Raw genomic sequence first — 26,663 nt, 5'->3', positions numbered from 1 at the left:
GATGAAGGCAAAGTGCCCCGGCGTCACCGCCGCCACCAGCCATCCAGCGCCCGTTGCGAGCAACCCAACGGCAAACAGCTTCAACATGGGCGCGACCGGCAACCCCGCGCTCGCCACGCGACGGATATAGAAGGTGCAAATCGCCAGCTCCGCCAAACGCGTACCGGCATAGCAAAGCACCGCCCCCAGCAGACCGAAATGCGGAATCAGGGTGAAGCCGAGGATCACATTGATGATCAGCGCCGATCCCGAGATACGCAGACGATCGCCCTGACGATCCGTCACCACCTGGAAGGCCGCAATGCTGTTGGTGATCAGCAACAGGCCTGCCAGCACCAAGGTGACCTCGATCGCGGGAATCGCATCGATGTACTTGTTGCCGTACATCAGAGTCACCAACCCCGGCGTGGTGACNNACCAACCCCGGCGTGGTGACAAAACCCAGCCCGGCGATCATCAGCCCGGTGGCCCAATAGAAGCGCGTCGCCTCCGACAGCACACGCGTCGCCTGCGATTGCCCGCTCTGCCCAAACGCACGCGCCATATACGGCAGCAGGGTCGAGGTCAGACCCACCGAGAACAGCTCCACCGCGCCGCGCGTCAAGGTGCCCGCAATGGCAAAGAAGCCCACGGCAGTGGAATTGGCATACGTATTGAGCAGAAACACTTCGATCGTGTTCGTCTTCAGCGCAATCAGCAGGATCAGCACGGCCGTAAGTCGCAAATGGCGCGTCAGGCGCCTGGACATTTCATCGGGCACCTCACCCGGCCCGAATGGCAGGCAGTAATGGCGATAGGCCATGCGGTTGATCAGATTCAAGGTCAGGCAGGAAATCGCGAAGATGCCGACGAAGGCGAGCAGGCCGGCATGAAACCAGGTGGCGATGCCCACCAGGGCCAGCATCACGACGCCCGAGATCACCGTGGCAATGGATACCGGCTCGAAATGCTCCTGCCCCTTGGAGATGGCCACCAGCAGGCTGTAATTGGCCTTGGCCACCACGCCGATCGCCACCAGCACCGTGATGGGCAAGATGACGCCCGCCCATTCCTGCGGGCGGATGATCGCCACGCCGGTGAAAAACAGCGCGATCACGATCGCGCAGCTCCACATCTGGTTGCGCATCAGGCGATAGGAGATATGCGAGGCAACCTCGGGCATCTCCGCCCCGTAGGCCTCGGCGATGAACTTGGTCGATGAGGTGGTCAAGGCGTGGTTGCTGCAGGTCATCAGCCATCCACACAGCCACACGGTGAACGCATAACGCCCAAAATCCGCCGGCCCCAGTGCGCGGGCGATCCACACGCTGATGAACAGGCCCAGTGCGTATTCCACATAGGTGGAAGCCGACACCAGTGCCACGCTCCGTAATGCTGCCATACGACGATTCATCTAAACCTGCCCCTGCGCATGCCTTGCCGATCGTTCAATCCAAGCCCTAGGGCGACGTGTGCGCTGCCAACGGTGAATTCGATCCACTGCCTGGCGGCTGCTGCAGCATCCACATCGCCACGCCACTGCCGCGGTTGTTCCAGTTGAAACGGCGCACGGTTTCGCCAATCTGTGCGCACTCGGTGTTGTACGAAGACGCCAGCGCATCGAGTCGACGCTTCAACGCATCGCTTCGCGCCGGATCGCGCTCGAAGTAATAGGCCGCCGCCACCGGCATCGCCAGCTCGACGTTGTGCGCGTCGCTGTACCAGCCGTCGGAATCCTCGATCTCGGCCAGCTTGCTGCGGCTTGCGCCCGAGGATGCCCAATACCAGGCGATCTGCCCTTTCTCGCCGGAACACGGATTGCGCCACTCGTGCCCTTGCACGATGCTGCCCACGTCGATCCAGCCGTAGCGCTCCAGGTAACGCGCAAATGAAGTGATCATCTCCGGGATACGGTGATCGCCGGTGACCAGCCAGGTATGCCACAAGCCATCGATGATGTTCTCGCTCATCCACGGCGACGACCCGCGCACATCGTGCTGCGGGTTCCAGGCATCGTCCTCGTGCAGGTTCCAGCTATTGCGCCACGATCCGTCGTCGCCGAGCTTGTCCGGATTGCTGCGCTGATGGTCGTAAAGCCAGCCAACCCGTTCGCGCGCGTAGGCGAGATAGCGGGTGTCGCCGGTCAGCTCATAGGCATTGATGGTGGCCAGCAAACCCAGCCCCGCCAGACGCTCGGTGAAGCGCTCGCCGGGATTGGTATACGGACCGGGCGTACCGCTCCAGCCGCCGTGTTGCCACAGGATGACCATCTTGTCGACGGTCTCCCTGTCGTGCTCGCCGTCGTCGCCAGTAAGCGCCAAGGCCAGCAGGATGGGCTCGACGTAGACGTATTTCACGTCGCACGGCTCCTTGCCCATGGTCCAGCCGCCCGCGCAGAACGGGCTGAACGGCAGGCCATCCCGTTTGATGTACTTCATGTAGAAGTGATAGCTCTGGTCGGCGGCCTGCAGGTAGTCGAAGCGACCCGTGCGCACATAGGCCTTGAATAGCGTACTGGGACGATCGAACAGCCACGCGGTGTGATCGTCCGTCGGCAGCTTCTTGGCCCAGTCGAATTGGGTGGACACGTAATTGGCGTACGCCTCGTCCTTGGTCGCCGGCGTCTGCGGCCCGGCAATCAGCGACGCGCAAAGCCAGGCCGGTTCCAGCGTGGCCAGCGCCGCTGCAACGCGTACCCCTTGCCCATCCGTCAACAATTCCTGCGCATACGGCCAGCCAGGCGCCTCGCGGCTGCGCGGCTTGCCGATCGCGAAGTAATACGTGCCCGTGCCTTTGCTCAGCTGGGCGTGGAACTGGGCGCGCACCGCCCGGATGCTGCGGTCCCGCGCATACCAGAGCAGGGTCTTCTCCACGTGCGATGGCACTTCGTTGCCCGCTGCATCGAGGATGCGCAGCTGCTGCACGTCGCGCAGCATCGAGGGCGGAAACGGAATGCCTACCGAAACGCGCACCTCGGGCCCGTCGCCCACGTTCTGATGCACCACGATGCGTTGCGCGGCCGCGCTGTCGGCGGGTGCGGCCACGGCAGGCGTTTCGGCGGCCTTGGCCGGCGTGCCATGGGACCGGTGTGAATGCGCGGCCGACCAGCACGTCATCGGCAGCAGCAAGGCGAGCCACAGTAATGAAGTTGCACGGCGCCTACGTCCCCGGTTCGGGCGGAGGACCATCGTGGGCGCCCTTCCCGTCATCACGCCACCGACGACAATGGCGCAGGCTTGCTCGCCATCTTGCGCTCCCACAGCAGGGCCGTGCGTACGATGAAGTCCAGATCGTCGTATTGCGGCTGCCAGTCCAGCACCTGTTTGAGGCGGTCACTGCACGCGATCAGCATGCCCAGGTCGCCGGCACGCCGCGGCAGCTCGACGATATTGAGTGGATGCCCATCCACCCGCGCCACCGAATCGAGCACTTCGCGCACGCTGTAACCATGGCCGTAACCGCAATTGAGCTTGAGCGAATCGCCGCCTTCGCGCAGATAATCGAGCGCCCGCAGATGAGCCGTGGCCAGGTCTTCCACATGGATATAGTCGCGAATGCCGGTGCCGTCAGGCGTGTCGTAGTCCGTGCCGTAGATGGCGAGCGATGCACGCTTGCCCACGGCATGCTCGCAGGCCGCCTTGATCAGCAGCGTCGCCGAAGGCGCCGAATGACCGATGCGCCCCTTGGGATCGCAGCCAGCCACATTGAAGTAACGCAGAATCACATGACGCATCTGCCCCGTGGCGCAGTGGTCGCACAGCATCATCTCCGACATCAGCTTGGAGCGCCCGTACGGGTTGGCAGGCTGGGTCGGCGTGTCCTCGTCGGCAATGCCATGCTCGGTCAGGCCATAGACGGCTGCGGTGGACGAGAAGATGAACTTGTCGACCCCCGAATCCGCGCAGGCCGTCAGCAGGTTGCGCGTATTGCAGGTGTTGTTGCCGTAGTACTTGAGCGGATCGCTCACCGATTCGGGCACCACCGTATGCGCGGCAAAATGCAGCACGGCATCGATGCCATGGTGCTGCAGCACCGAGGCCACCAGCGCGGTATCGCCCACGTTCCCCACCACCAGTTCCGCGCCCTGCACCGCCTCGCGATAGCCAGAGCTCAGGTTGTCGATCACCACGACATGCTCGCCACGTGACGTCAGCTGCTGTACCACATGACTCCCGATATAGCCGGCGCCGCCGGTGACGAGTACCTTGTGCATATTCACGTGCCTGGTCGAGTGATGGGGAAATGGCGACCCATCCACTGCGCGACGTGCTCGAGCAGCTGTTGGCGGTCACCGCTGAGTACGTAGGTGTGGTCCGCTTGCTTGAAATAATTGACGCTCACGCCCGGGTCATCGGCCAGCCGGCCAAAGCACTCGCGGAACTGGCGGATATGGTTGAAATAGCGAGCCACGCCGCCGCTGTAGATGAAGTCGAGCTTGAGTCCGCGCTGGAGCATGTCGGCGAGCTGCGCGCGCACAATCTTCGGCGGCAGTGGCTCGACCACAAACGCAGGTTCAGCGGGACGGGGCGCCGCGGCCGCGCGGCGACGCATCAGGCGCTGCCGCCAGACCGACAGGCTCAACAGGCGCGGCAGGTAGTGACGCACGCGTTGGCCAAGCGTTCGATGCCCATAGCCGTCGAGGAAAAATGCACCTGCGACACGCGCGTCGGCAAACGCCGTGGAGTGTGCGTTCTGCGCACCGGAACAAAGCCCGAACAGCACAAAGCGCGTGCACCCGGATTGCTGCTTCAGCAGCTCCATCGCATCGCGCACATCGGCAACCACCTGTTCGGGACGCGACAGGCGCTGCCCGCTTGCGCCGCTGTCGCCAATGGTGGAGAGATCAAAACGCAGCGTGGGATAACCCAGCGCGTTGAGTCGCCGGGCCAGTTCCACATGGAGGCGGAACGGCCCGACGCGATACACCATGCCGGCGTTGAGAAAGATCACGCCCACGCCCTGGTCGATCAACGCCGGCAAACCCACCACGCCGACCAGATGCCGGGCACCACCAAAGCGGAAGGCCTGCTCATGCATCAGGCCATCTCCTTCAGGTGGCGCTTCGCTGCGTCGAGCAAGGGGTGCGAAAGTATCGCCAGTTCAAGGCTGTCGACTTCCTCCCAGCGTGGCGAGACATCGACGCGCTCGCACTTGCCGGCATAGCGCTCATCCAGCTTCGATGGCTCATCGGGAACGGATGAGGCAAGCCACGCCGAGGCAATGCCCGGGTCCAGCAGGCGCAGGTCCTGCAGTTGCACGCGCAGGCGATCGCTGGTCTCAAAGCCCGGCCATTGCGTGCTGACATCCAGCTCCGGCCGCGCATATTCGAAACGGTTCAGATCGACCTTCAGGGTTTCCTGCATGTGGTCGTACTGACGTACCAGGGCTGCGCCATCGGTGATTACATCCCAAGCCACCACGCCGTCCAATCGCGCCGCCTGTGCCGCCGCCAGCGCGGCGTTGGCGCCAAGACGTGCGCCAAAGGCCAGCACGCGACCGCCGCCGTGGCGCATGCGCAACTCCGTGGCCGCCGTCACCACGTCGGCCAGACAGCGCGTCCATTCAAACGCGTTGCTCTCGCCCGCCGAATCGCCCGTACCGAAGTAATCGAAGCGCAGCACCGGAAAACCAGCCTCCGCCAGCCCATGCGCCAACTGGCGGTACAGCCGATGGCAGCGGATCTGCTCCACACCAAACGGTGGACACAGCAACACCGCCGCGCGCATGCCGGCCGCGGGATGATAGAAACCGAACAGCTCCCTGCCGGGGCCGAAGTAGAACGGCAGCTCGGCTTCGATGCGCGCCTTCATCGGTGATAGACCAGCGACACGAGAAACTCGTTCTCGTGGTAGCTCTGCTGAGCAGCCGTGCTGTTGCGCAGCTGGCGGGTATAGGCAGCACGCCAGCTCCAGCGCTGGGTGAACTGATGGCTGATGGCCAGACCGAAACGCGTGGTCTTATCGGTACGGATGATGTTGGTGTAATCGAGGTGCTGGTAGTTGCCGAAAGCCGACAGGAACAGTGTGGGCCGCAGCTTGTATTCCACGCTAATGGCGCCGCTCTTTTCCTTCTGGTTGAACTCGGTGTCATTCAGATAGGTCAGCTTTCGATACAGCGGCTGTACCGTGATGGACAGGCGATCGCCACGATAGCTATAGGTGCCTTCGAGGCTTTGATCCAGGTACACCTCCGAGTCCACCACCATCGTGCCGGTGTTGATGCCGCCGCGGGTCGGATCGTTGATCAGATCCAGCGGGTTGGTCGGCACATTGGTCATGCTGTCGACGATGGTCTGGCCGGGCTGCAGCAACATGTCCTGCGCCGCGTCCGAGTACTCGTAGCGACCGGTCAGGCTGAAGCTGTTGTCCACGCTCGGCCGCCAGCCCACGGTGACATTGGCTAGGGGCTTGGAAGCACTGGGAGCATGGGTGAAGTCGATGTAAGCCCAGCCCAGCGACGCATCCACGTCGAAGTCGCGCAGCGTATGCACGTAGTGCGCGTAGAACTCGTTGCGGGTGTAGTCCGGGCCGGCGTCGTTATTCTTCAGATCAACGCGCTGTGACTCCACGTTCAAGGACACCTGGGTCGTGGGATTCACGTCGCGAATCACGCGGAACGCGCCCAGCCCGCGCGACGAATCGAAATCGTCAACCTTGGAGGCGTAGCTGTTGAGGTACTTCAGCTCCGCCTGGCCGCGGGTGGAACCGTTGAACTGGAAATGTAGGATCGGGCCGAGCGACAGCACATTGGTCTGCTGCTCGTTGTTGGGTGCATTGCTGGCCAGCGTGTCGACCGGCTGCACGCCGGCATCGTCCTCAATGGAAAAATCCAGTCGCTGCGGTATCACCGACCAGTTGGCCTGCGCGCTGAGCGTGCCCAGCAGTTGGCTGTCGAAATTCTTGTTGCTGTAGTCGAGGTATTCCACCGTACCGACCACGTTCGCCTGCAGCGTCGAGCCCACCTCCCGATAGGCAAAGTTGACGCCCGGAATGTAGACATTGGTGGTTTGAGGGTTCTCCGTGGACAGCGCGATGTTGTCGCTGTGCTCCACGCTGCCGAACACCGAATACGCGAAGTCGCCAGCCCATGAGGTGCCAGGCACGACGACAAGCGCGATCATGGTGGCGCGGGCGAGCCTGTTGTAAGCCGGCATATCCATTCCTCTGACCGTTACCCCTTGAGGCGCCGTCCCACCCTGTGGCGGCGCCTCCTTCCCTATCCGCCATTCCTGGTCTAGGGCGCTTGGTTGAACACCACTCCTGCGAGCTTGCTCGGTTCGAAATGACTGAGCGCCTGGCTAATTGCGCCTGGCGTGTCCTTCCCGTAACCGGCCACCACCACCACGAAGTCGGCCAGGTCGGCGAGAATCCGCGCGTCCGGCGCACCCTTGATGGAGGGACCGTCGAGGAAGATGTAACGGTCGGCGTAGCGCGAGCGCAGCGAATCGATCACCGCCCGCATGCGATGCGAGGTGAAGTATTCGCTGCTGCTTTCACGCGACTTGCCTGCCGGTATCAGGCGCAGATGCGGCACGCCGGTGTGATAGATGATCGACTCGATGCCGATCGCCGGATGATCCATCAGGTCGATCAGTCCACCGCGCGCCGGCTCGATGCCCATCACTTTGTGCTGGTTCGGATAACGCACGTTGCAGTCGATCAGCAGGCTGGTCTTGGCTTCATCGAAGGCAAAGGCAGCGGCGAGATTGCGCGCCACGAAGCTGCTGCCCGAACGCGGGCTCACGGCCACAACAAGGGTCACGAAGTTGTGGTGTCCGCCCATCGCGAGCAGGCGCGTGCGAATTTCACGGAAGGCATCGGACTGCTGGCGCACCGATTCTTCGCGATGAATCATCCGGCGCTGCTCGAGCTGGATCGGCGCCAGCGCGCCGCCCTCCTCGTGCATGCGGGCGATGGACTGGCTGGAGGTCTTGCGCAGTTCCAGGTTGTGCGCCGCCGCTTCCAGCACTTCGCTGATGCGGTCGGACATGTTGTCGTCTTCGATATTCTTCATGGTCATCCCTTCAGCCGTATCCAGACGGCAATGAGATAGACGGCGCCCACCCCGATCACGATCAGGCCGAGAATCATGTTGCGCATGCGATCGCGACGGCGATCACCCGGCGTGGGATAGAACGGAATCGTCGCCAGCACCGGGGCGCCGATGGCCTGCTCCAGCTGCCACACCGAGCGCACGCGCGGATCGAACCACACCAGCGCCAGCAGCAGGCCCAGCGGCAACACCAGCGACAAGCCCATGCCCGCCAGGCCGAAATGCATGAAACGCAGGCCCGATGGCGACAGCGGCATCACGGCGGGGTTCTGCACCAGGAAGGTCAGGCCACGCTGCTCGGCGTCCAGGTTCATCGACACGCGGGCGTTCTCGCGGCGCTTGAGCAGGTCCTGGTAGACGTCGCGATTGACGTTGTAGTCGCGGGTCAGTTCGGCCGTGACGTTTTCGGAGTTGGCAATGCGCGCGCTGCGCTGCAACTCGGTCTGCAACATCGCCTCGCTCGCCCCCATGCGGGCGGCAGCCGCCGCACTCGCCGCGCGCGCCGAGGAAAGCTGCGTCTTGATCTGCTGATAGGCCGGGTTGAACGAGACGTTGCTGTCCAGGGCGGTGGGCGTACCTGCCAGCTCGGCTGCCTGCTTGCGCTGATCGGCGCTGGCAAGCTGCCGCTTCAGGTCTTCCATCTGATGGCGGATGCGCACCACGTCGGGATAGGAATCGGTGTAGGTCAACAGCAGCTTGTTGAGCTGCGCCTGCAACTCGCCCAACTGCGCCTGCAACAGGCCGTCGGCCGTCTGCACCGTATTCACTTCGGATTCGCCGTTGAGCTGCGACGCCAGCGAGCCTTCCTGCGAACGGCGCTCCATCATGTCCATACGCGCCGACTCGATCTGCGTGCGCAACTGGCTGATGCGTGCCGCGGTATCCGCTTCGCTGCCGGGGCGTGCGTCGGCATTGGCATCGCGATACGCCTTCAGCTTGTCCTCCGCGTCGGTGAGCTTGGCGCGATAGGCTTCGACCTGGCTGTTGATGAACTCGTAGGCCTCGCGGCTCTCGCGCTGCTTCGATGCCAGGCTTTCGCTGATGAACAGCTGGGCAAACGCGTGCGCCACGTCGAAGGTGCGCTTGGCGTTGCTGTCGCTATAGGCAATCGTGATCAAGTTGTCGTGCGAGATCTGCACCTGGGTGCGCGACTTGATGCCTTCGGCGATGCGGTCCTGTTCCACCGGCGAAGGATGGGTCGCCATCCAGCCACCGGCGTCGAGGATCTTCGCCATCACCTTGCGGCTGAAGATCACGTCGCGCGCCATGCTGGCGCGGTTCTGGTTCGCCGTCGGTGCGGCGGCGCCCGCCATCAAGGGCGTGATGATGCTGCTTTCCTGCGCAAGTATCGTCGTCGAGGCGACGTACTTGCGCGGCCACAACATGCCGGCCGTCAAGGCAGCCAGCGCGATCAAGGCAAACGCGATGCCCAGCATGAGACGGCGGCGTCGCGCCTCATTGATCAATGCCGGCACAAGGCTTGCCATCGGCCTGAGTTCTCCACTCATGGCGACGTCCTCCCTTTCCCCTGCGTGCGGGCGCTTAGAACGCGCGCATCGGTACGGTGACAACATCCCCGGGTTGCACCGGGTAATTGGTGGCGAGATCGCCCTTCTGCAGCACGTTGTCCAACCGCACGGCATAAGGCGTGGTCACGCCGTTCTTGTCTTCGCGATACAGTTCGGTGCGATCCGGTGCTGCGAACTCGGTGGTGCCACCGGCGGCCAGCACCGCGTCCAGCACAGTCATGCCCTGGCGATACGGAATGGATACCGGCGTGCGTACGGCACCGGTCACGCGGACGCGCGACAGATACTCGTGGCTGCGCAAGGCGGTGAGAATCACCGCGACCTGCGGATCACGCACATAGGACTGCAGCTTGTCCTTGATCTCGGCCGCGACTTCTTCGGGCGTCTTGCCGCCGGCCATCACATCGCCAATCAGCGGCACGGTGATCTTGCCGTCCGGCCTCACCGGTACGCTGACGCTGAGGTCGGGGTTCTGCCAGACGGTGACCTGGAGCTGGTCGTCCACGCCAATCTTGTAGGTCGATACCGCCTGCGCGGCCGGATCGATCTTCGGCGCCTCGGTCGAGCCACGTCCGGTGGCACACCCGGTCAGCACCGCGGCTACGCAAACAGCGAACAACAGAGTGAGAACTTTCATGGCGGGGCCCCCTGCGCATAAAGTGTGAACTGCGTCACTTGAGAGTATATCCACGGCCCAAGAAAACTTGACAAAACCATTCGTTCTATGTCTTGCCGCACATGGATTCTCGAAAAACGCGTTGGGGCGACGGCGGGTTCGGACGGTGCATCGATGGCAACACCAGTCCGGTCAAAGGGAACGGGGATCCTCGCGATGCTGGCCGTTTATGGAGCCGAGCGGATTTAGGCCGTTTGGCCGATAGCCCGCAAAACCACGCTCCTGCAGGGCCGGCCTGTCGCAGTCGCGAAACACCGTCGACCCCGCCTATGCACGCCCTCCGTCAAGCTGGTGCCGATCCCCGCAAGGACTCCGCCATGACGCAAACGCCCGCCATCACGCCTTTCGACGCCCAGCCGCTGAAAGGCAAGACCATCCTGGTGACCGGAGGCGCGCAAGGCATCGGCCGCGGCATCGCCCAGGCCGTGCTCGGCGCCGGCGGCAATGTCCTCATCGGCGACTTGAATGCCGACGCCGGCAAAGCCTGCCTCGACGAATGGCGTGTCGGCGACCGCGCCCGTTACGCGATGCTCGATGTGTCGCGCGAAGCGAGCGTCAAACGATGGATGGCAAGCGCACTCAAACACTATGGCCGCATCGACGGACTGGTGAACAACGCCGGCATTGCCCATCCGCATACCGGCCCACTCAGCGACTTGTCGCTAGCCCAATGGAACCACTACCTGGCCACCAACCTCACCGGCACGTTCCTTTGCAGCAAACACGTACTGCCATCGCTGCAGCACCAACACGGCAGCATCGTGAACATCGCCTCCACCCGCGCCCTGCAATCGGAGCCCGACTCCGAAGCCTATGCCGCCACCAAGGGCGGCATGCTCGCCTTCACGCACGCGCTGGCCGTGAGCTCAGGCCCCAAGGTGCGTGTCAACGCCATTCTTCCGGGATGGATCGCCACTGATGCATGGCGCGAACCCGCCGAACGCAGCGAGCCAAAACTGAGTCGCCGCGATCAAGCCCAACACCCCGCCGGTCGTGTCGGCACGCCGCAGGACATCGGCGCCTTGGCCGTCTATTTGCTGTCGACGCAATCGTCCTTCGTCACCGGCCAGCATTTTGTGGTCGACGGTGGGATGACGGTGAAGATGCAGTATGTGTAGCGGCACGCATGTCGGGGCGCCACGGTGTCTTCCAGCTCACCTCTCCAAACGGCAGCCAAAACAAACGACCCCGGCCGATGGCCAGGGCTTTGTTGGGTGATGCGGTGTGACGTTGCCCATACTCGACAGAAAACTCATCCACGAATGCACCCAAAAAAGGGCGACGGGATTCATCGGGAGCTGGACGTGCGCCTTGCCGGGGCCCTTGAGCCGCCGGAAGCAGCCTTCTTCTTGAGAGTTATCTTCTTCGCCGCCGCATCCTTGACCGCTTTTCTTGGCGCAGCCGGGCGACGAGCAGCCTTCTCCATCGGTACAGCCTTGAAGCGAACGCCAAGCGCCGCCAGCAGTTTGCTCACCGTTGCGAAGCCAGGTTTCGCACCTGGACGCAATGCCTTGTATAGGCTCTCGCGACCGAGTCCGCTGGCTTCCGCCACGCGCGTCATGCTGCGTGCTTTGACCACGTCAGCAACGGCCAGCAGGAACACGTCAGGGTTTTCGTCTTCAAGTGCGTCCTGCAGGTATGCCGCGATCACCTCGTCGTTGTCGAGGAACTCGGCAGCGTCAAATGTCTTAACGGTTGCGGTCATGGTTGCCACCTGTCTCTGTTTCCCCTGCCTATCTCGTGCTGCCCTGTTGCCCTGCCGCCTGAAGGGTCGACAGTAGTTCCTTCGCGTTCTTGATGTCTTTTCTCTGGGTCGACTTGTCGCCGCCGCAGAGCAAGACATACACAGTGTTTCCTTCTTTCGCGAAATACAGCCGATAACCCGGGCCAAAGTCCACACGCATCTCACCGATACCGTCGAAGTACTTGGTATCGCCGAAATTACCGAGCCGAGCGCGATTGATCCGGCCGAGGATCTTGGCGCGCGCCACCTGATCCTTCAGGCCGCCGATCCACGCGTCAAAAACGTCCGTGCTCTTGATCGTATTCATCAGTTGCACAGTGTATCCAATTGGATACGAATATCAACCAAGATGGGAAGCCTCAAGCCTGGTACCCAGGCGAGCCGAACCGGACGACTTTCAAGCCCCGCCCCCGACCAAGGCCTGTGACAAACGCCGGCATCGCCAGTCGCGTCCCCTTCCTTTTCGTTCCGAGATAGAGGCAAAGCAACTCGGCATCGCGCTTCGAGTGGCGCCTACTGGGCGACATTTTCATGCGCGTCCTGCGGCCTGGTTTTCCGGCTTTACTTTCCGGCAGGCAAAGAAAAAGGCGCTTAGCTTTCGCTAAGCGCCTGATTCAATTGGTGGGCCGTGAAAGATTCGAACTTTCGACCAATTGATTAAGAGTCAACTGCTCTACCAACTGAGCTAACGGCCCTGAAACTGTTTGTACTTACTGTCAACTGGGGTGGAAGATGGGACTCGAACCCACGACCCTCGGAATCACAATCCGATGCTCTAACCAGCTGAGCTACATCCACCGCAAACTTTGAACTGGCGCGCCCGACAGGAATCGAACCTGCAACCGTCGGCTTAGAAGGCCGATGCTCTATCCGGTTGAGCTACAGGCGCTTGTGCACATTGTGCATAGCATCTGCATGGTCGGGGCAGAGGGATTCGAACCCCCGACATCCAGCTCCCAAAGCTGGCGCTCTACCAGGCTGAGCTATACCCCGATTTCGAAACCCTCAACCTGTTCGGGCTGAAGCTTTGAAATGCTACGGGTGACGCCTAGCCTAGTCAATCCGTATCAAAGCACACCGAACTTCTAAACCTTACGTTCGGACCGCCTGGCGATGCTCTGCCTTGCGGTGCAAGCCATGATGCGAACATCACATCTTGCTGTTATATGGCGCGCCCGGAGAGATTCGAACTCCCGACCACCAAGTTCGTAGCCTGGTACTCTATCCAACTGAGCTACGGGCGCGTTTTAACTTTTGCCTTGTCGCTTAACCACCGAGGTGGAAAGCGCCGAAGCGAGAAGCGGAATTATTCAGATTCGAGGGCAGTGCGTCAACTCTTTTTTTCAGATTTTTTGCATTGCCGTGTGGAAACCTTCACGTTCGGCGATGCATGCACTTCACTCGAGCCGCTTATTTTAGCGTTCTGTTTCACTTTCGGCTACACCTTTGAGCGAGAGAGCGCGAAGTTTTTTGCAGACCGCGAATGAGGCGGAGTGAGGTGTTCGCTGCATCGTGGTCGCGCACAGGGTGCGCTCCTACAGAGGTGCGAGCGAATAGGTTGGGTTGAGGACGCGCATGAAAAAGGCGGCCCAGGGCCGCCTCTTCATTTCTTGCCGAAAGCGATCAGCGATCGGCGATACGGCTCTGCGTAGCCGGATCACCCACCTTGGCGCCGCTGTCACCACGCGGCGGCGGAGGCGGCGGCGTGGAGCCGCTGGAGTTCTTCGACCAGTCGGCCGGCGGGCCCGGCACGCGGCCGGCCATGATGTCGTCGATCTGGCGTGCGTCGATGGTTTCGTACTGCAGGAGCGCATCGGCCATCACGTGCAGCTTGTCGATATTGTCGGTCAGCAGCTGCTTGGTGCGGGCGTAGTTGCGATCGAGGATGGCACGCACCTCCTCGTCGATCTTGCGCGCCGTCTCATTGGAGACGTTCTTGTGCTGCGTGACGGCGCGGCCGAGGAACACTTCATCCTCTTCCTCGCCATAAGTCACCGGACCGAGCGTGTCGGACAGGCCCCACTTGGTGGCCATGTTGCGGGCCATCTTGGTGGCGCGCTCGATGTCGTTGGACGCACCGGTGGTGACTTTGTCTTCGCCGAAGATCAGCGCCTCGGCCACGCGGCCGCCGTACAGCGAGCACAGCTGCGATTCGATCGCCACGCGGTTCATGCTGTACTTGTCGCCTTCGGGCAGGTACATGGTCACGCCCAGCGCGCGACCGCGCGGGATGATGGTGACCTTGTAGACCGGGTCGTGCTCGGGCACCAGGCGGCCGACGATGGCGTGACCGGCTTCGTGATACGCCGTCAGCTTCTTCTCGTCCTCGCTCATGGCCATCGAGCGGCGCTCGGCGCCCATCAGGATCTTGTCGCGCGCCTTGTCCAGATGAATCATGCGCACGTCGCGCGCGTTTTCGCGTGCAGCGAACAAGGCAGCCTCGTTCACCAGGTTGGCGAGATCGGCGCCGGAGAAGCCCGGCGTGCCGCGCGCGATGGTCATCGCATCGACGTCCGAAGCGATCGGCACGCGGCGCATATGCACCTTGAGGATCTGCTCGCGGCCCTTCACATCCGGCAGGCCCACCACGACCTGGCGGTCGAAACGGCCCGGACGCAGCAGCGCCGGATCGAGCACGTCGGGACGGTTGGTGGCGGCGATCACGATGACACCTTCGGTGCCTTCGAAACCGTCCATTTCCACCAGCAACTGGTTGAGCGTCTGCTCGCGCTCGTCGTGACCGCCGCCCAGACCGGCGCCGCGATGGCGACCGACGGCGTCGATTTCGTCGATGAAGATGATGCACGGCGCGTGCTTCTTTGCCTGCTCGAACATGTCGCGCACGCGGCTGGCGCCCACACCCACGAACATCTCCACGAAGTCCGAACCGGAGATCGAGAAGAACGGCACCTTGGCTTCGCCGGCGATGGCCTTGGCCAGCAGCGTCTTGCCGGTACCCGGCGGGCCGACCATCAGCACGCCGCGCGGAATCTTGCCGCCCAGCTTCTGGAACTTGCCCGGATCGCGCAGGAACTCGACCAGCTCGCCCACTTCTTCCTTGGCTTCATCGCAACCGGCGACGTCGCTGAAGTTGACCTTGATCTGATCCTCGCCCTGCAGCTTGGCGCGCGAGCGGCCGAAGCTCATGGCGCCGCGACCACCGGCACCGGCCTGCATCTGGCGCATGAACCAGATGAACACGCCGACGATCAGGATGATGGGCAGCCAGTTGAGCAGCAGGCCCAGCAAGGAGAACCCGTTGTTGGACGGCTCCTGGCGGACCTCGACGCCCTTGTCCTGCATCTGCTTGACCACCCCGTTGGTGGACCAGCCCAGGACCGGCGCGACGGTGCGGAACGAGCTGCCGTCCTTCAGCTTGCCGCTGATGGCGGCCGGCTGGTCGGCACTGATGTTGGCCGAGGCCACGTTCCCGTTGTCCACGCTCTGCACGAAGCTGCTGTAAGGCAGGTCCGACGAGGAGGCGCCATGCGGGTTGAAGCTCTGGAACACGGTGAGCAGGACCACCGCGATGATCAGCCAGAGCAGCAGGTTTTTCGCCATTTCATTCATGCACGGTTCTCGCCGGATTGCACGCCATGGACCTTTCGCCCCACAGCTAATGCATACACCTCCCGCGAACGCGCGCGGGAGGCCTTGGGTTTACGCATCGTTACGCGGGTGAAGTCTGCGCGCAAGCTGCGGATGTAGTCGTCAAAACCGGTCCCCTGGAACAACTTGATCAAAAACGAGCCGCCGGGCTTGAGCCATTGGCGGCTGAAGTCCAGCGCCAGGTCGGCCAAGTCCATTGCCCGGATCTGATCGGATAGGGCCACACCACTCATATTGGGGGCCATATCAGACAGCACAAGATCGACCTGCTGCCCCTGCAGGCGGCTTTCCAGCTCCCGCAGCACGGATTCTTCACGGAAATCGCCCTGCAGGAAGTCGACCCCGCCGATGCCCTGCATCGGCAGGATGTCCATGGCCACTACGTGGCCGGTGTCGCCCAGGCGCTGGCGCACCAGCTGCGACCATCCGCCCGGGGCCGCGCCCAGGTCGACCACCCGCATATTGGGCTTGAGCAGGCGATCCTTGTCGATCAGCTCTTCCAGCTTGAAGACGGCGCGCGAACGCAGGCCTTCGGCCTGGGCTTTCTTCACATAAGGATCATCGAAGTGCTCCCGCAGCCAGCGGGAACTACTTTTGCTGCGCGCCATCGACAGTTGCCAAGATACGGGGGAGATGGCCGCATGATACCCTTACCTGTCCTATCGCAGTGAATCCGAGACTGAACGCATGGCACTTTCCCCCTCGCAGCGCCGCTATCTGCGCAGCCTTGCGCATGATCTCAATCCCGTCATCCTGCTGGGCGCCAAGGGCGCGACCGAGGCCGTCCGCAAGGAATTGGACCTGGCGCTGTCCCAGCACGAGCTGGTCAAGGTGAAGCTGTCCGGCGGCGACAAGGACGAGCGTCAGCAGCAGATCGACTTCCTGGCCGAAGGCACGCAGTCCGAAAGCGTGCAGCAGATCGGCCACGTGGTGGTGCTGTTCCGCCGCAACGAGGACGAGCCCAAGCTCGCCCTGCCCCGCTAAGGGCCACCCAGCGATGGACCTGTCGCTCGATCGTCCCGAGGGTTACCTGTTTGTGCGCCGTGTTGGCGCGCATGCCATCACCGTGGTGGATCGCGAATTCACCCGCAGCTTTCTGTTGTCGCCCGAACGTCTGGTCGAAGACTGGCCGGTTACGGCTGCGTCCGAGCTGGATGCCGGGCATATCGATGCCATCCTCGCCCTGAAACCGGAAGTCGTGCTGCTGGGCACCGGCGAGCGCCAAGTGTTCCCGGCGCAGGCCTTCATGGCTGGCCTGCTGCGCAAAGGCGTGGGTGTGGAAGTGATGGACAACGCGGCGGCCGCGCGCACGTATGACTTGCTGGCTGGCGAGAGTCGGCGCGTGGTGGCGGCATTCATTCTGCCGAGCGAAAGGCAGAAGTGAGTGAAGAGGAGTGAGAAGTGAGAGAGAGCGTCCCCGCCTTCTCTCACTCCTCTCCCCTATTTCTTGCACTCAACGCGGTGGCAAATACCCCAGCGGATCCACCGGATTGCCATCCTTGCGGATCTGGAACTGCAGTTCGTCGCGCGACGCACCCGTCGAACCCATCTCCGCGATCGGCTGGCCAGCCGTGACGCGCTGACCTTCCTTCACCAGTCGCTTGCTGTTGTGGCCATAGGCCGACAGGTAGCTGTCGTTGTGCTTGACGATGACCAGTTCGCCGTAGCCGACCAGGCCATTGCCGCTGTACACGACCACGCCATCGGCAGCCGCGCGCACCGGATCACCGGACTTGCCGCCGATCTCGATGCCCGGAATCGCATCACCGGATTGGAAGCGCTTGATCAGCGTGCCATCGGCCGGCCAACGCCAGTTCACGCCGCCATTGCTGCGCGTCGCGCCCGGAGCCGCCGGGACTGGCGGTGCGGGCGGCGGCGTATTGGCTGCGGTGGCCGTCGGCGCACCGGCCACCGGAACCACGGGCGTGGTGCTGGCAGCTGGCGCCGGCGTGGCCGGGTGTGGCGCAGTCGGTGCAGGAGGCGTCACGACAGCAGCCGTGTTTGCGGTGGAGGGAGTCGCCGGCTGGAAACCAGCCTGGGCTTCCGGCGCGGGCGTCACCACGCGACCGGTCGTCGGCGGTGGCTTGGTCGCCGTGGTGACCACGGGCGCCGTATGCATGGGCGCCGCGGCGGGCGGCCTGCCGTCGGCCGGCGCGAGCTTCAGCTCCTGCCCCGGCCAGATCGTGTACGGCGAATCGATGTGGTTCCAGCTCGCCAGATCGCGGAAGTCCACGCCGTTGCGGAAGGCAATCGAGTACAGCGTGTCGCCCTTGGCCACCTTATAGGTGCCGCCCGGCGTCGGGCGCGGCGTCGGCGTGACCACGCGCGAGGTGCCGCCGGCCGATGGCTCGACCACGACGGAGCGCTGGGTGCCGCAGGCAGCCAGCAGGACGACGAAGGTCAGGATGAGTGACCGGAGATATCCATTCATATCGGTCAGCATAGCTAGGCGACGCGTCATTTTCATGCGTATGGCTTGCACGGCGACCGAAGTCCGCCGGCGGGCGTTCAGCGCGAGAGCAGCCACCAGGCCAAAAGGCCGGCCAGAATCACCAGCGCTGCCCAGCCAATGCGCTCGATGTGCTTGTGCAGGATGCGCTCGGCACGCTCGCCGAAAATGCGGATCAGCAAGGCCAGCAGCCACACGCGCTTGCCGCGGCCCACCGCCATGCAGACCAGGAACGGAATCACCGGCACGCCCACGATGCCCGACGCCCAGGTGACGAACTTCATCGGCACCACCGGCTGCAGCGCCGCCAGCGCGAGCACCAGCAACAGGCCCAGCCAATGCTGGTTCATCTGCAGGCGCAGGTTGTCCACGCCCTTTTCGATCGGCGCCAGCAGATGCAGGCTGTCCAGCAGCGGCGACAGCGCATGGAAGGCCCAGTGGCCCAGCGCATAGCCCACCAGCGAACCCAGCAGCGAAAACAGCAGGCTGATGTTGGCGTAGAAGAACGCCTTGTGACGCTTGCCCAGCATCATCGGCGCCAGCATCACTTCCGGCATGATCGGGAAGATGAAGGCCTCGACGAAACTCAGGCCGCACAGGTAATACACAGCCCTGGGGTGGCGCGCCCACGTGAGTGCACGCGCGTAAAGCGGTCCGAACAGACGCATGCTTAAACGTTTCCTTGTGAGCGCATCAGCCGATGCCGCCAAGCAGCGGCACGAAACTGACGGCGGCCAGTTCTTCCTGGATGAAATCGCCCTGCCCGTCGCCGCGCATGCGGATCAGGGTCTGGTTGCTGGGCGAACCGACCGGCGCGACCAGCACGCCGGTGGGACTGAGCTGGTCAAGCACGGCGTGCGGAATCGCATCGCCGGCGGCGGTAAGAATGATCGCGTCGAACGGCGCTTCGTCGGGCCAGCCGAGTTTGCCGTCGTCATGGCGCGAGCGGATATTGTTGAGCCCCAACTGACGGAAGCGACGACGCGCCTGGCGCAGCAACTCCTCGATGCGCTCGACGGTGAACACCTGCGGCACGATCTGCGCCAGCACGACCGCCTGGTAACCGGAGCCGGTGCCGATCTCCAACACCTTCTGCGGCACGCCCTGCTTGCCGTCGGGACGTTCCAGCAGCGCTTCGGTCATGCGCGCCACCACCCACGGCTGGGAAATGGTCTGCCCGTGGCCGATCGGCAAGGCGGTGTTTTCGTAAGCGCGCGAATGCAGCGCCTGATCGATGAAATGGTGGCGCGGCGTGTTGCGGATCACGTCGATCACGCGCTGGTCGCGGATGCCTTCTTCCTTGAGCTTGACGGCGAGACGGTCGCGCGCACGCTGCGAGGTCATGCCCTCGCCCTTCAGTGCGGATGGCGGCAAAGGATGCACGTTCATGCCCTCACGCGGCCTCATCGGCCGGCTTGCCGCCGGCCACGCTCTTGTTCAAGCCGCCGATCCAGCTGCTGACCTTTTCCAGCGCCTGGAAGCGCGTCAGGTCGACATGGATGGGCGTCACCGACACGTAACCACGATGCACCGCGTTGAAATCCGTACCCGGGCCGGCGTCATCGACGGCGCCCGACGGGCCGATCCACCAGATTTCCTTGCCGCGCGGATCGGTCTGCTTGATGCACGGTTCGGAACGGTGACGCTTGCCCAGTCGGGTGACTTCGAAACCGCGGATCTGATCCCACGGCAGGTCGGGCACGTTGACGTTGAGGATGGTGTCCGCCGGCAGCGGATCGACCAGCAGCTGCTGCATCAGCGCCAGCACGGCAGTGGCGGCCGAGTCGTAATGTTCACCCTTGTGATCCTTGGTGACCAGCGATACGGCAATCGCCGGCAAGCCCAGGAAACGCCCCTCCATCGCCGCCGACACGGTGCCGGAGTAGATGACGTCGTCGCCGAGGTTGGCGGAGTTGTTGATGCCCGACACCACCATGTCCGGCTCGTAGTCGAGCATGCCGGCCAGTGCCAGATGGACACAGTTCGTGGGCGTGCCCGCCACACGGTAGTAACCGTTGTCCATCCGCAGCGCGCGGATCGGGGCGTCCAGGGTCAGGGAATTGCTGGCGCCGGAGCGATCGCGGTCGGGCGCCACTACGGTCACCTGACCGACCGCGCCAAGGCGTTCGGCGAGCACACGGATGCCCGGTGCATCCACGCCATCGTCGTTACTAACAAGAACTCGCATGATGATCCGTTCAAAGCCAGTCGCGGCGACGCGGATGGGGCTGCGTCTGCCGGTGAAGCTTGAAGTCTACCGGACCGGGGCGGCGGTTTCACATCAGATAAGCGCGCACCGGCGCCCGATTCCAACGGCCCGCGACAGCCGCCGGCTCAACCGCGCCGCGACACAGGCGCGACGCCCGTGCATTAGGATTCATGGCATGAAACATCGCCCGCCCTCTCCGGTTTCCGACGATGATGCGCGCCTCTTCCGGGAGGCCCTGGGCGATCAGGTGCGGGCCTTCGATCCGGTCGAGCCCACCCCGGCTGCACCCAAGCCCGAGCCACAGGCGCACATGCTGCAGGCGGACGAGGCCGCCGTGCCGGGCGAACTGCTCGACATGGCCTTTGACCCGACCATGCTCGAAGTGGGCGAGGAACTGAGCTATCTGCGCGACGGCTATCCGCCCAAGCTGCTGCGCCAGCTCAAGCGCGGCCAGTACAGCATCCAGGACGAAATCGACCTGCACCAGATGAACGCCGCCACCGCGCAGGCGTGCATCTCCGATTTCCTCGCCGAGGCCAAGCACAACGGCATCCGCTGCGTGCGCATCGTGCATGGCAAGGGCCTGCGCTCCCGCGCCGCCGGCCCCGTGCTGAAGGTGCTGACCGATCGCATGCTGAGACGCCGGGATGATGTGGTGGCGTTTGCGTCGGCGCGGCCGATGCAGGGCGGGACTGGGGCGGTGGTGGTGCTTTTGAAGGGGCGCTAGGGTTCTGCCTGCCTTGGTCTGCTGGGCAACACCGATCGGAACGCGCCCGACGACCGAGCCATAACGCAACTGTAGGAGCGCACCCTGTGCGCGAACACCCTACGGAGCGATACAACCAAGCGTCGCGGTCGCGCACAAGGTGCGCTCCTGCAACGGAGGACGCGCGCCGTGGCTCACGGTTTCAGCCATGCGGGCCGCTTGTCTGTGGGAGCGCACCCTGTGCGCGACAAACCTAACGGAGCGATACGCGTAAGCGCACCCGTCGCGCACAGGGTGCGCTCCCACAGGGAATGTCGGGCGAAGAATCACCCTGTGACTGCCAACTCCCTCACCACCGTGGTTGCATAGGCGCCCGCCGCCAGCTCGAAACTCAACTCCAGCGCGCCATCCTCCAGCCACCGCCACGAGAGATTCAGCGGAATCATGCGCAAGGCGCGACGTTCCTGATCCATCTTCGCGGCCACCAGGCCATCGGCCAGATCGGCATTGTCGGCGGCAACAGCATTCTCCAACGACGCCACCTCGCCCTGCGCAGGCGTCTCGCCACGTCCCCACAGCGGACCCGAAGGGTGGATATCCCCCGTGGCCAATCGCTGCGACAAGGTGGCGTCGAACGGCTCGGGTCCGAACCACGAACGCGAACCGGCCAATGACCAGATCTCGCCTTCCATCGGCGAATCCCAGGCGTCGCGTTCGACACGCGCAGCCAAGACCGCGTTGAAGATGTGCGAGCGCGCAGCCGACAACAGGAAGTGGCGCTTGTCGCGATCCACGCGCCGTCCGGCAAACATCGCACGCGCCTGCGCCACGTTGCCGCCTTCGCGGCCAAAGCGCTGTTCGCCGAAATAGTTGGGCACGCCACGCTGCGCGATCTGCTTGAGGATCTGATCGGCTACCGCGCGATCACCATCGACCTGGCGCAACACGAGCACGAAGCGGTTGCCACGCAGCGCGCCGCGCTTGAGCTTGCGCGAGTGGCGCGTCGCCGCCAGCACTTTCACGCCCTCGGCAGCAAAGGTCGACCAATCCGGATCGGGCTTGCCGGCCAGCTGCACGGAGAAGGTCTGACGCGTCACCGCATGGCGATCCTTCAATCCGGCATAGCCCACGTTGAGCGGCGGAATGCCAGCGAACTTCGCCAGCTCGCGCGCCACCCAGTCGGTATTCGCCCCACGCTTTTCCACCCACAGCAAGGCATGCTCGCCTTCGCCGTCGGCGTCGTAACCCAGGATTTCCTCCACCTGGAAATCCTCGGGCGTGCTGCGCAGGACGGCGGTCAGCGGCGGGTTGCCATAGGCATAGGGCAATTCGAGATCGGACATGGGACTCCACCGGCGGGGGCCGGCAACAAAGAAGAAGAGCGCTGGAACCAACTACATCAGGAACAGCGTGGCGAGGCCGAGAAAGATGAAGAAGCCGCCCGAATCGGTCATCGCGGTAATCATCACACTCGAACCCAGTGCGGGATCGCGCCCCATGCGCATCATCAGCAACGGGATACCGACGCCACAAAACGCGGCGAGCACAAGGTTGAGCGTCATCGCGGTGGTCATCACCACGCCGAGCGGAAAATTGTCGTAGAGCAGCCACGCCACCACGCCGATCACACTGCCCCAGACCAGGCCGTTGATCAGGGCGACGGCGATTTCCTTGCCCCACAGTCGCCGCGCGCTGGCCGGCGTGATCTGGTCCAGCGCCAGTGCACGCACGATCATGGTGATGGTCTGGTTGCCCGAATTGCCGCCGATGCCCGCGACGATGGGCATCAGCGTGGCAAGCGCGACCAGATGCTGGATCGAACCTTCGAACAGGCCAATCACGCGCGAGGCGATAAACGCGGTCACCAGGTTCACCGCCAGCCAGGCCCAGCGGTTGCGGATGGATTTCCACACCGAGGCGAACACGTCTTCCTCTTCGCGCAGACCGCCGCGATTCAAGGCTTCGCTTTCGCTCTCCTCGCGCAAGACGTCGACCATCGCATCAATGGTGATGCGGCCGATCAGATGACCGTTGCCATCCACCACGGGCGCGCTGACCAGGTCGTAGCGTTCGAACGCCTGGGCGACCTCATAGGCATCGTCTTGGGGATGGAACGTGTTGACGTCCGGCGCCATCACCTCGCTCACGCGCTTTTCGGGCGAGTTGACCAGCAGCCAGTGCAGCGGCAGCACGCCGGTGAGCAGGTTGTCCTGGTTGATCACGAACAGCTTGTCGGTTTGCGCGGGCAGCTCGTCGAAACGGCGCAGATAGCGCAGCACGGTTTCCAGGCTGATGTCTTCGCGGATGGTGATCATCTCGAAATCCATCAGCGCGCCGACCTGGTCCTCCGGGTACGACAACGCAGCCTGCACGCGTTCGCGTTGCTGCGCATCGAGGCTGGCCATGAGTTCGGGCAGCACCTCGCTGGGCAGGTCCTCGACCAGGTCGGCCAGTTCATCCGCATCCAGTGGTTCGACGGCGGCGAGGATCTCGTGATCGTCCATATCGGCGATCAACGATTCGCGCACCGCATCGGAGACTTCCAGCAGGATCTCGCCATCGCGATCGGCCTTCACGCGCTGCCACACCGCCAGGCGGTCGACCAGGGGCAACGCCTCCAGCACATAGGCGATATCGGCCGGATGCAACGCATCGAGCAGACGCTGCAGCTCGACCTGCGTCTCGCGGAAACCCTGGTCGCTGTCGGGCTCCGGCAACTGGCCGAGGCCGCGCAGTCGCCGCAACTGTTCGGCGATCGTCTCCAGTTGGTCGTGGAGACGCGAGGCCGAGCTGCGGCCTCCTAGCTCGCTCATGCCAGGACCAGCAGCACGCAGGCTTGCGCCGCAATGCCCTCGCCGCGGCCGGTGAAGCCGAGCTTTTCGGTGGTGGTGGCCTTGATGCTGATACGGCCCAGTTCGCAGCGCAGTTCCTCGGCCACGGCTTCGCGCATGGCCAGCGAGTGCGGGCCCACCTTGGGCGCTTCGCAGATCACGGTGACATCGGCATTGCCCAGCGTATAGCCCTGCTCGCGCATCAGCTTGGCGGCATGGCGCAGGAAGACGCGGCTGTCGGCGTTGCGCCATTGCTCCTGGCTGGGCGGAAAATGCCGGCCGATATCGCCCAGCGCCAGCGCGCCGAAGATCGCATCGCACAGCGCATGGAGCACCACGTCACCATCGGAGTGCGCCACCACGCCATGCGTGTGCGGCACGCGTACGCCGCCCAGCATCACGTGGTCGCCTTCGCCGAAAGTGTGGACGTCGAAGCCCTGTCCGATGCGCATCATGGATACTCCTTGGAGCCTCGGGCTCATTTCATACGCGACAACAGGAACTCCGCAAGTGCGAAATCCGTTGCCGTGGTGACCTTGATGTTGTCTTCGGCGCCCTCGACCAGCAACGGCGCGAAACCCGCGCGCTCCATCGCCATGGCCTCGTCGCTCACCGTCACGCCGGCCGCGTAAGCCGCCTGCAGCGCAGCCGCGAGCTCGCCGCGACGGAACATCTGCGGCGTGAACGCACGCCAGCGATGATCGCGTGGTTCGGTGACATCGCTGCGTCCGACATCATTGGCGCGCTTGAGCGTGTCGCGCAGGGGCGCGCCCAGCAGGCCGCCACCGGCGGGCATACCCAGATCGAGCAGACGGGTGATGTCGCCTTCGCGCACGCAGGGACGTGCCGCGTCATGTACCAGCACGAAGCCCTCGTCGCTTACCTCGGGCGGCAAGGCGCGCACGCCAGCCAGTACCGAGTCGCAACGCTCCGCACCGCCCAGCGTCGTGAGCACTGGCTTGCCGTACAGATGATCGACGCCCGGCCAGTGGCCGTCGTTGTCGCCCAGCACCACCATCAGACCGGCGATGCGGGGATGCGACGCCAGCCGCTCCAGCGTATGCAGGATCAGCGGCCGGCCGGCCAACGGCAGGTATTGTTTGGGGATGCTGCCACCAACACGCGTGCCGCGCCCCGCCGCCGGCACCACGCACCAGAGCGGCGCGCTCATGGGTTGCCGTTGGTGGAGGCTGCGGACGCGGGCGCCTGCGTGGCGCCCGGCTTTTCAACCACCTGGTAGAACGTTTCGCCCGGCTTGATCAGGCCGAGCTCGGCGCGGGCGCGTGCCTCCACGGCTTGCTCGCCGTGCTTGAGGTCGCTCACGTCCGCGCCCAGCGCCTGGTTGCGCTGGGTCAGCTTGTCGTTGTCCTCACCCTGCTTCTTCACCGCGGCGCGCAGCGTTTCCACGCCGTGCACGCCGCCGGTGCCGCTCCACAGTTTCACCTGCAGGGCGATCAGCACGAGTACCAGGACCAGGGCAACCCAACGCAGCATAGGCGTAGTGCGCTCCTATCAGCCCGGCAGCTTGGCCAGGTTCGGGAACGCGTCGCGGCCAGCGTAACGCGCGGCCGAACCCAGCGCCTCTTCGATACGCAGCAGCTGGTTGTACTTGGCCACACGATCGGTGCGGCACAGCGAACCGGTCTTGATCTGCGTCGCAGTGGTAGCCACGGCGATATCGGAGATGGTGGTGTCTTCCGTCTCGCCCGAACGATGGGACACGATCGCTGCGTACTTGGCGGCGTCGGCCATGGCGATCGCTTCCAGCGTTTCGGACAGCGTGCCGATCTGGTTGACCTTGATCAGGATGGCGTTGGCGATCTTCTTGTCGATGCCTTCCTGGAAGATGCTCGGGTTGGTGACGAACAGGTCGTCGCCGACCAGCTGGATGTTCTGGCCGAGCTTGTCGGTCAGGTGCTTCCAGCCGTCCCAGTCGCCTTCGCCCATGCCGTCTTCGATGGTGACGATGGGGTACTGCTTGGCCCAGCTGGCCAGCACGTCGACCCACTGTTCCGGCGTGTAGATCTTGCCCTCGCCTTCGAGGTCGTACTTGCCGTTCTTGAAGAATTCGGAGCTCGCCACGTCCAGGCCGAGCAGTATCTCGCTGCCCACCTTGTAGCCGGCCTTGTTGACCGCTTCGAGGATGGTGTCGAGCGCTTCGATATTCGAGCGCAGGTCCGGCGCGAAGCCGCCTTCATCGCCCACCGCCGTGTTCAGGCCCTTGCCCTTGAGCACACTCTTGAGCGCGTGGAAGATTTCCGCGCCGGCGCGCAGCGCCTCGCTGAAGCTCGACACGCCCACCGGCAGCACCATGAATTCCTGCACGTCGACGTTGTTGTCGGCATGCGCACCGCCGTTGATGATGTTCATCATCGGCACCGGCAACGCGCCCGGCTTGCCGGTAGTGCCGTTGATGCTGGCGAGGTACTGCCACAGCGGCTGGCGGTTCTGCGCAGCAACGGCGTGTGCGGCGGCCATCGACACGCCGAGGATGGCGTTGGCGCCCAGCTTGCCCTTGTTCGGCGAGCCATCGAGGTTGATCAGCTTGGCGTCGAGACCGCCCTGGTTGGCGGCGTCAAAGCCCTTCAGCGCGCTGGCGATGGCGCCGTTGACGTTGCCCACCGCGTTCTTGACGCCCTTGCCCAGGTAGCGGGCCTTGTCACCGTCGCGCAGCTCCACCGCTTCGCGCGAACCCGTCGACGCACCGCTCGGCACGGCAGCGCGGCCAAAGCCGCCGCCGGCCAGCGTCACTTCCGCTTCAAGCGTGGGGTTGCCGCGGGAATCGAGGATTTCACGTGCGTGGATGCGGGTGATTTCGGTGCTCATGGGATCCGTTGCTTGATGAGGTGAATGAAGCGAGGGGGAGACATCCTGCCTGA

The 26,663-nt window shown here is 63.8% G+C and carries 27 protein-coding genes and 5 tRNA genes; 4 read left to right on the top strand and 28 right to left on the bottom strand.

The window, feature by feature from the left end:
• The 9 genes from Y882_RS21050 to Y882_RS08645 all read right to left on the bottom strand — a co-directional run.
• Positions 1-1,381, bottom strand: a 1,381-nt coding sequence (locus tag Y882_RS21050) for an oligosaccharide flippase family protein (protein WP_244466304.1), incomplete at its 3' end; no start/stop codon positions are given.
• A gap of 58 nt (positions 1,382-1,439) precedes the next feature.
• Positions 1,440-3,095 carry a hypothetical protein gene (locus Y882_RS08680; protein WP_046971518.1) on the bottom strand — a complete coding sequence of 552 codons (1,656 nt, stop codon included), beginning with the start codon at positions 3,093-3,095 and terminating at the stop codon, positions 1,440-1,442.
• 92 nt (positions 3,096-3,187) lie between these two features.
• Complete coding sequence (gene galE, locus Y882_RS08675; RefSeq protein ID WP_046971501.1) at positions 3,188-4,192, bottom strand: UDP-glucose 4-epimerase GalE; 1,005 nt, start codon at positions 4,190-4,192, stop codon at positions 3,188-3,190.
• 2 nt (positions 4,193-4,194) lie between these two features.
• Positions 4,195-5,016 carry an alpha/beta fold hydrolase gene (locus Y882_RS08670; RefSeq protein WP_046971500.1) on the bottom strand — a complete coding sequence of 274 codons (822 nt, stop codon included), beginning with the start codon at positions 5,014-5,016 and terminating at the stop codon, positions 4,195-4,197.
• A complete protein-coding gene (locus tag Y882_RS18835; RefSeq protein ID WP_052949810.1) occupies positions 5,016-5,789 on the bottom strand; it encodes a serine aminopeptidase domain-containing protein in 774 nt (257 codons plus the stop codon). The genes Y882_RS08670 and Y882_RS18835 overlap by 1 nt, the downstream gene beginning before the upstream one ends.
• Positions 5,786-7,132 (bottom strand): outer membrane beta-barrel protein, encoded by a 1,347-nt coding sequence (locus Y882_RS08660; protein WP_046971499.1) that lies wholly within the window; start codon positions 7,130-7,132, stop codon positions 5,786-5,788. The genes Y882_RS18835 and Y882_RS08660 overlap by 4 nt, the downstream gene beginning before the upstream one ends.
• Before the next feature lie 80 nt (positions 7,133-7,212).
• The gene (locus tag Y882_RS08655; protein ID WP_244466303.1) at positions 7,213-7,992 is read right to left on the bottom strand and encodes a P-loop NTPase family protein; all 780 of its coding nucleotides are present in this window, start codon (positions 7,990-7,992) and stop codon (positions 7,213-7,215) included.
• Positions 7,993-7,994: 2 nt separating this feature from the next.
• Positions 7,995-9,539: an XrtA system polysaccharide chain length determinant gene (locus tag Y882_RS08650; protein WP_244466302.1), complete on the bottom strand. Its 1,545-nt coding sequence runs from the start codon at positions 9,537-9,539 to the stop codon at positions 7,995-7,997.
• A 34-nt stretch (positions 9,540-9,573) separates the two neighbouring features.
• Positions 9,574-10,197: an XrtA/PEP-CTERM system exopolysaccharide export protein gene (locus Y882_RS08645; RefSeq protein WP_082121019.1), complete on the bottom strand. Its 624-nt coding sequence runs from the start codon at positions 10,195-10,197 to the stop codon at positions 9,574-9,576.
• A 356-nt stretch (positions 10,198-10,553) separates the two neighbouring features.
• Between Y882_RS08645 and Y882_RS08640 the strand changes: the two genes are divergently transcribed.
• Positions 10,554-11,354 carry a glucose 1-dehydrogenase gene (locus Y882_RS08640; RefSeq protein WP_046971497.1) on the top strand — a complete coding sequence of 267 codons (801 nt, stop codon included), beginning with the start codon at positions 10,554-10,556 and terminating at the stop codon, positions 11,352-11,354.
• 170 nt (positions 11,355-11,524) lie between these two features.
• On the opposite strand, the gene Y882_RS08635 is transcribed toward Y882_RS08640, so the two are convergent.
• From Y882_RS08635 to rlmE, 9 genes are all read right to left on the bottom strand, one after another.
• Positions 11,525-11,941: an addiction module antidote protein gene (locus Y882_RS08635; protein ID WP_082121018.1), complete on the bottom strand. Its 417-nt coding sequence runs from the start codon at positions 11,939-11,941 to the stop codon at positions 11,525-11,527.
• 28 nt (positions 11,942-11,969) lie between these two features.
• Positions 11,970-12,287 carry a type II toxin-antitoxin system RelE/ParE family toxin gene (locus Y882_RS08630; RefSeq protein WP_046971496.1) on the bottom strand — a complete coding sequence of 106 codons (318 nt, stop codon included), beginning with the start codon at positions 12,285-12,287 and terminating at the stop codon, positions 11,970-11,972.
• Between the two features lie 312 nt (positions 12,288-12,599).
• Positions 12,600-12,675 (bottom strand) — tRNA-Lys (locus Y882_RS08625).
• Between the two features lie 26 nt (positions 12,676-12,701).
• Positions 12,702-12,778, bottom strand: a tRNA-His gene (locus Y882_RS08620).
• Between the two features lie 14 nt (positions 12,779-12,792).
• Positions 12,793-12,869, bottom strand: a tRNA-Arg gene (locus Y882_RS08615).
• A 27-nt stretch (positions 12,870-12,896) separates the two neighbouring features.
• A tRNA-Pro gene (locus tag Y882_RS08610) sits at positions 12,897-12,973 on the bottom strand.
• Positions 12,974-13,147: 174 nt separating this feature from the next.
• A tRNA-Arg gene (locus tag Y882_RS08605) sits at positions 13,148-13,224 on the bottom strand.
• Between the two features lie 379 nt (positions 13,225-13,603).
• Entirely contained in the window at positions 13,604-15,550 is a 1,947-nt protein-coding gene (gene ftsH, locus Y882_RS08600; protein WP_211259151.1) for an ATP-dependent zinc metalloprotease FtsH, read from the bottom strand.
• Complete coding sequence (rlmE, locus tag Y882_RS08595; RefSeq protein WP_046971495.1) at positions 15,547-16,197, bottom strand: 23S rRNA (uridine(2552)-2'-O)-methyltransferase RlmE; 651 nt, start codon at positions 16,195-16,197, stop codon at positions 15,547-15,549. Before rlmE ends, ftsH begins: the two co-directional genes overlap by 4 nt.
• 79 nt (positions 16,198-16,276) lie before the next feature.
• Here rlmE and yhbY point away from each other — a divergent pair, with 79 nt between their 5' ends.
• Both yhbY and Y882_RS08585 read left to right on the top strand, forming a co-directional pair.
• Entirely contained in the window at positions 16,277-16,573 is a 297-nt protein-coding gene (yhbY, locus tag Y882_RS08590) for a ribosome assembly RNA-binding protein YhbY (protein WP_046971494.1), read from the top strand.
• Positions 16,574-16,586: 13 nt separating this feature from the next.
• Complete coding sequence (locus tag Y882_RS08585) at positions 16,587-16,973, top strand: Mth938-like domain-containing protein (protein WP_046971493.1); 387 nt, start codon at positions 16,587-16,589, stop codon at positions 16,971-16,973.
• 69 nt (positions 16,974-17,042) lie between these two features.
• Here Y882_RS08585 and Y882_RS08580 read toward each other — a convergent pair whose 3' ends face one another.
• The 4 genes from Y882_RS08580 to surE form a co-directional block, all read right to left on the bottom strand.
• Positions 17,043-18,032: a peptidoglycan DD-metalloendopeptidase family protein gene (locus tag Y882_RS08580; RefSeq protein WP_046971492.1), complete on the bottom strand. Its 990-nt coding sequence runs from the start codon at positions 18,030-18,032 to the stop codon at positions 17,043-17,045.
• A 65-nt stretch (positions 18,033-18,097) separates the two neighbouring features.
• On the bottom strand, positions 18,098-18,706 hold the full coding sequence (locus Y882_RS08575; RefSeq protein ID WP_046971491.1) for a YqaA family protein: 609 nt from the start codon (positions 18,704-18,706) through the stop codon (positions 18,098-18,100).
• A 25-nt stretch (positions 18,707-18,731) separates the two neighbouring features.
• Positions 18,732-19,427: a protein-L-isoaspartate(D-aspartate) O-methyltransferase gene (locus tag Y882_RS08570; protein ID WP_082121017.1), complete on the bottom strand. Its 696-nt coding sequence runs from the start codon at positions 19,425-19,427 to the stop codon at positions 18,732-18,734.
• Positions 19,428-19,431: 4 nt separating this feature from the next.
• Positions 19,432-20,226: a 5'/3'-nucleotidase SurE gene (gene surE, locus Y882_RS08565; RefSeq protein WP_046971489.1), complete on the bottom strand. Its 795-nt coding sequence runs from the start codon at positions 20,224-20,226 to the stop codon at positions 19,432-19,434.
• A gap of 196 nt (positions 20,227-20,422) precedes the next feature.
• Between surE and Y882_RS08560 the strand changes: the two genes are divergently transcribed.
• Positions 20,423-20,974 (top strand): Smr/MutS family protein, encoded by a 552-nt coding sequence (locus Y882_RS08560; RefSeq protein ID WP_046971488.1) that lies wholly within the window; start codon positions 20,423-20,425, stop codon positions 20,972-20,974.
• A gap of 305 nt (positions 20,975-21,279) precedes the next feature.
• Here Y882_RS08560 and truD read toward each other — a convergent pair whose 3' ends face one another.
• From truD to eno, 6 genes are read right to left on the bottom strand one after another with little or no spacing between them, the layout of a single operon-like run.
• A complete protein-coding gene (truD, locus tag Y882_RS08555) occupies positions 21,280-22,296 on the bottom strand; it encodes a tRNA pseudouridine(13) synthase TruD (protein WP_046971487.1) in 1,017 nt (338 codons plus the stop codon).
• A 51-nt stretch (positions 22,297-22,347) separates the two neighbouring features.
• Positions 22,348-23,766 (bottom strand): magnesium transporter, encoded by a 1,419-nt coding sequence (gene mgtE, locus Y882_RS08550; RefSeq protein ID WP_046971486.1) that lies wholly within the window; start codon positions 23,764-23,766, stop codon positions 22,348-22,350.
• A complete protein-coding gene (gene ispF / locus Y882_RS08545; RefSeq protein ID WP_046971512.1) occupies positions 23,763-24,236 on the bottom strand; it encodes a 2-C-methyl-D-erythritol 2,4-cyclodiphosphate synthase in 474 nt (157 codons plus the stop codon). The genes mgtE and ispF overlap by 4 nt, the downstream gene beginning before the upstream one ends.
• A 26-nt stretch (positions 24,237-24,262) precedes the next feature.
• Entirely contained in the window at positions 24,263-24,955 is a 693-nt protein-coding gene (gene ispD / locus Y882_RS08540) for a 2-C-methyl-D-erythritol 4-phosphate cytidylyltransferase (protein WP_046971485.1), read from the bottom strand.
• Positions 24,952-25,278 carry a cell division protein FtsB gene (gene ftsB, locus Y882_RS08535; protein WP_046971484.1) on the bottom strand — a complete coding sequence of 109 codons (327 nt, stop codon included), beginning with the start codon at positions 25,276-25,278 and terminating at the stop codon, positions 24,952-24,954. The genes ispD and ftsB overlap by 4 nt, the downstream gene beginning before the upstream one ends.
• An 18-nt stretch (positions 25,279-25,296) precedes the next feature.
• Positions 25,297-26,610, bottom strand: a complete 1,314-nt coding sequence (gene eno / locus Y882_RS08530) for a phosphopyruvate hydratase (RefSeq protein ID WP_046971483.1) — start codon at positions 26,608-26,610, stop codon at positions 25,297-25,299.
• Between the last annotated feature and the right edge of the window lie 53 nt (positions 26,611-26,663).

It is taken from the genome of Dyella japonica DSM 16301 (assembly GCF_001010355.1).
GTDB lineage: Bacteria > Pseudomonadota > Gammaproteobacteria > Xanthomonadales > Rhodanobacteraceae > Dyella > Dyella japonica.
Note: the sequence above shows the minus strand (reverse complement) of the source record. Positions and strands in the feature narration are given on the sequence as shown.

What these genes read in the sequence shown, in the direction of transcription:
- Y882_RS08680 (WP_046971518.1), bottom strand. Translation starts at nt 3,095, where the DNA reads ATGACGTGCTGGTCGGCCGCGCATTCACACCGGTCCCATGGCACGCCG.
- galE (WP_046971501.1), bottom strand. Translation starts at nt 4,192, where the DNA reads ATGCACAAGGTACTCGTCACCGGCGGCGCCGGCTATATCGGGAGTCAT.
- Y882_RS08670 (WP_046971500.1), bottom strand. Translation starts at nt 5,016, where the DNA reads ATGCATGAGCAGGCCTTCCGCTTTGGTGGTGCCCGGCATCTGGTCGGC.
- Y882_RS18835 (WP_052949810.1), bottom strand. Translation starts at nt 5,789, where the DNA reads ATGAAGGCGCGCATCGAAGCCGAGCTGCCGTTCTACTTCGGCCCCGGC.
- Y882_RS08660 (WP_046971499.1), bottom strand. Translation starts at nt 7,132, where the DNA reads ATGCCGGCTTACAACAGGCTCGCCCGCGCCACCATGATCGCGCTTGTC.
- Y882_RS08655 (WP_244466303.1), bottom strand. Translation starts at nt 7,992, where the DNA reads ATGAAGAATATCGAAGACGACAACATGTCCGACCGCATCAGCGAAGTG.
- Y882_RS08650 (WP_244466302.1), bottom strand. Translation starts at nt 9,539, where the DNA reads ATGAGTGGAGAACTCAGGCCGATGGCAAGCCTTGTGCCGGCATTGATC.
- Y882_RS08645 (WP_082121019.1), bottom strand. Translation starts at nt 10,197, where the DNA reads ATGAAAGTTCTCACTCTGTTGTTCGCTGTTTGCGTAGCCGCGGTGCTG.
- Y882_RS08640 (WP_046971497.1), top strand. Translation starts at nt 10,554, where the DNA reads ATGACGCAAACGCCCGCCATCACGCCTTTCGACGCCCAGCCGCTGAAA.
- Y882_RS08635 (WP_082121018.1), bottom strand. Translation starts at nt 11,941, where the DNA reads ATGACCGCAACCGTTAAGACATTTGACGCTGCCGAGTTCCTCGACAAC.
- Y882_RS08630 (WP_046971496.1), bottom strand. Translation starts at nt 12,287, where the DNA reads ATGAATACGATCAAGAGCACGGACGTTTTTGACGCGTGGATCGGCGGC.
- ftsH (WP_211259151.1), bottom strand. Translation starts at nt 15,550, where the DNA reads ATGAATGAAATGGCGAAAAACCTGCTGCTCTGGCTGATCATCGCGGTG.
- rlmE (WP_046971495.1), bottom strand. Translation starts at nt 16,197, where the DNA reads ATGGCGCGCAGCAAAAGTAGTTCCCGCTGGCTGCGGGAGCACTTCGAT.
- yhbY (WP_046971494.1), top strand. Translation starts at nt 16,277, where the DNA reads ATGGCACTTTCCCCCTCGCAGCGCCGCTATCTGCGCAGCCTTGCGCAT.
- Y882_RS08585 (WP_046971493.1), top strand. Translation starts at nt 16,587, where the DNA reads ATGGACCTGTCGCTCGATCGTCCCGAGGGTTACCTGTTTGTGCGCCGT.
- Y882_RS08580 (WP_046971492.1), bottom strand. Translation starts at nt 18,032, where the DNA reads ATGCTGACCGATATGAATGGATATCTCCGGTCACTCATCCTGACCTTC.
- Y882_RS08575 (WP_046971491.1), bottom strand. Translation starts at nt 18,706, where the DNA reads ATGCGTCTGTTCGGACCGCTTTACGCGCGTGCACTCACGTGGGCGCGC.
- Y882_RS08570 (WP_082121017.1), bottom strand. Translation starts at nt 19,427, where the DNA reads ATGAACGTGCATCCTTTGCCGCCATCCGCACTGAAGGGCGAGGGCATG.
- surE (WP_046971489.1), bottom strand. Translation starts at nt 20,226, where the DNA reads ATGCGAGTTCTTGTTAGTAACGACGATGGCGTGGATGCACCGGGCATC.
- Y882_RS08560 (WP_046971488.1), top strand. Translation starts at nt 20,423, where the DNA reads ATGAAACATCGCCCGCCCTCTCCGGTTTCCGACGATGATGCGCGCCTC.
- truD (WP_046971487.1), bottom strand. Translation starts at nt 22,296, where the DNA reads ATGTCCGATCTCGAATTGCCCTATGCCTATGGCAACCCGCCGCTGACC.
- mgtE (WP_046971486.1), bottom strand. Translation starts at nt 23,766, where the DNA reads ATGAGCGAGCTAGGAGGCCGCAGCTCGGCCTCGCGTCTCCACGACCAA.
- ispF (WP_046971512.1), bottom strand. Translation starts at nt 24,236, where the DNA reads ATGCGCATCGGACAGGGCTTCGACGTCCACACTTTCGGCGAAGGCGAC.
- ispD (WP_046971485.1), bottom strand. Translation starts at nt 24,955, where the DNA reads ATGAGCGCGCCGCTCTGGTGCGTGGTGCCGGCGGCGGGGCGCGGCACG.
- ftsB (WP_046971484.1), bottom strand. Translation starts at nt 25,278, where the DNA reads ATGCTGCGTTGGGTTGCCCTGGTCCTGGTACTCGTGCTGATCGCCCTG.
- eno (WP_046971483.1), bottom strand. Translation starts at nt 26,610, where the DNA reads ATGAGCACCGAAATCACCCGCATCCACGCACGTGAAATCCTCGATTCC.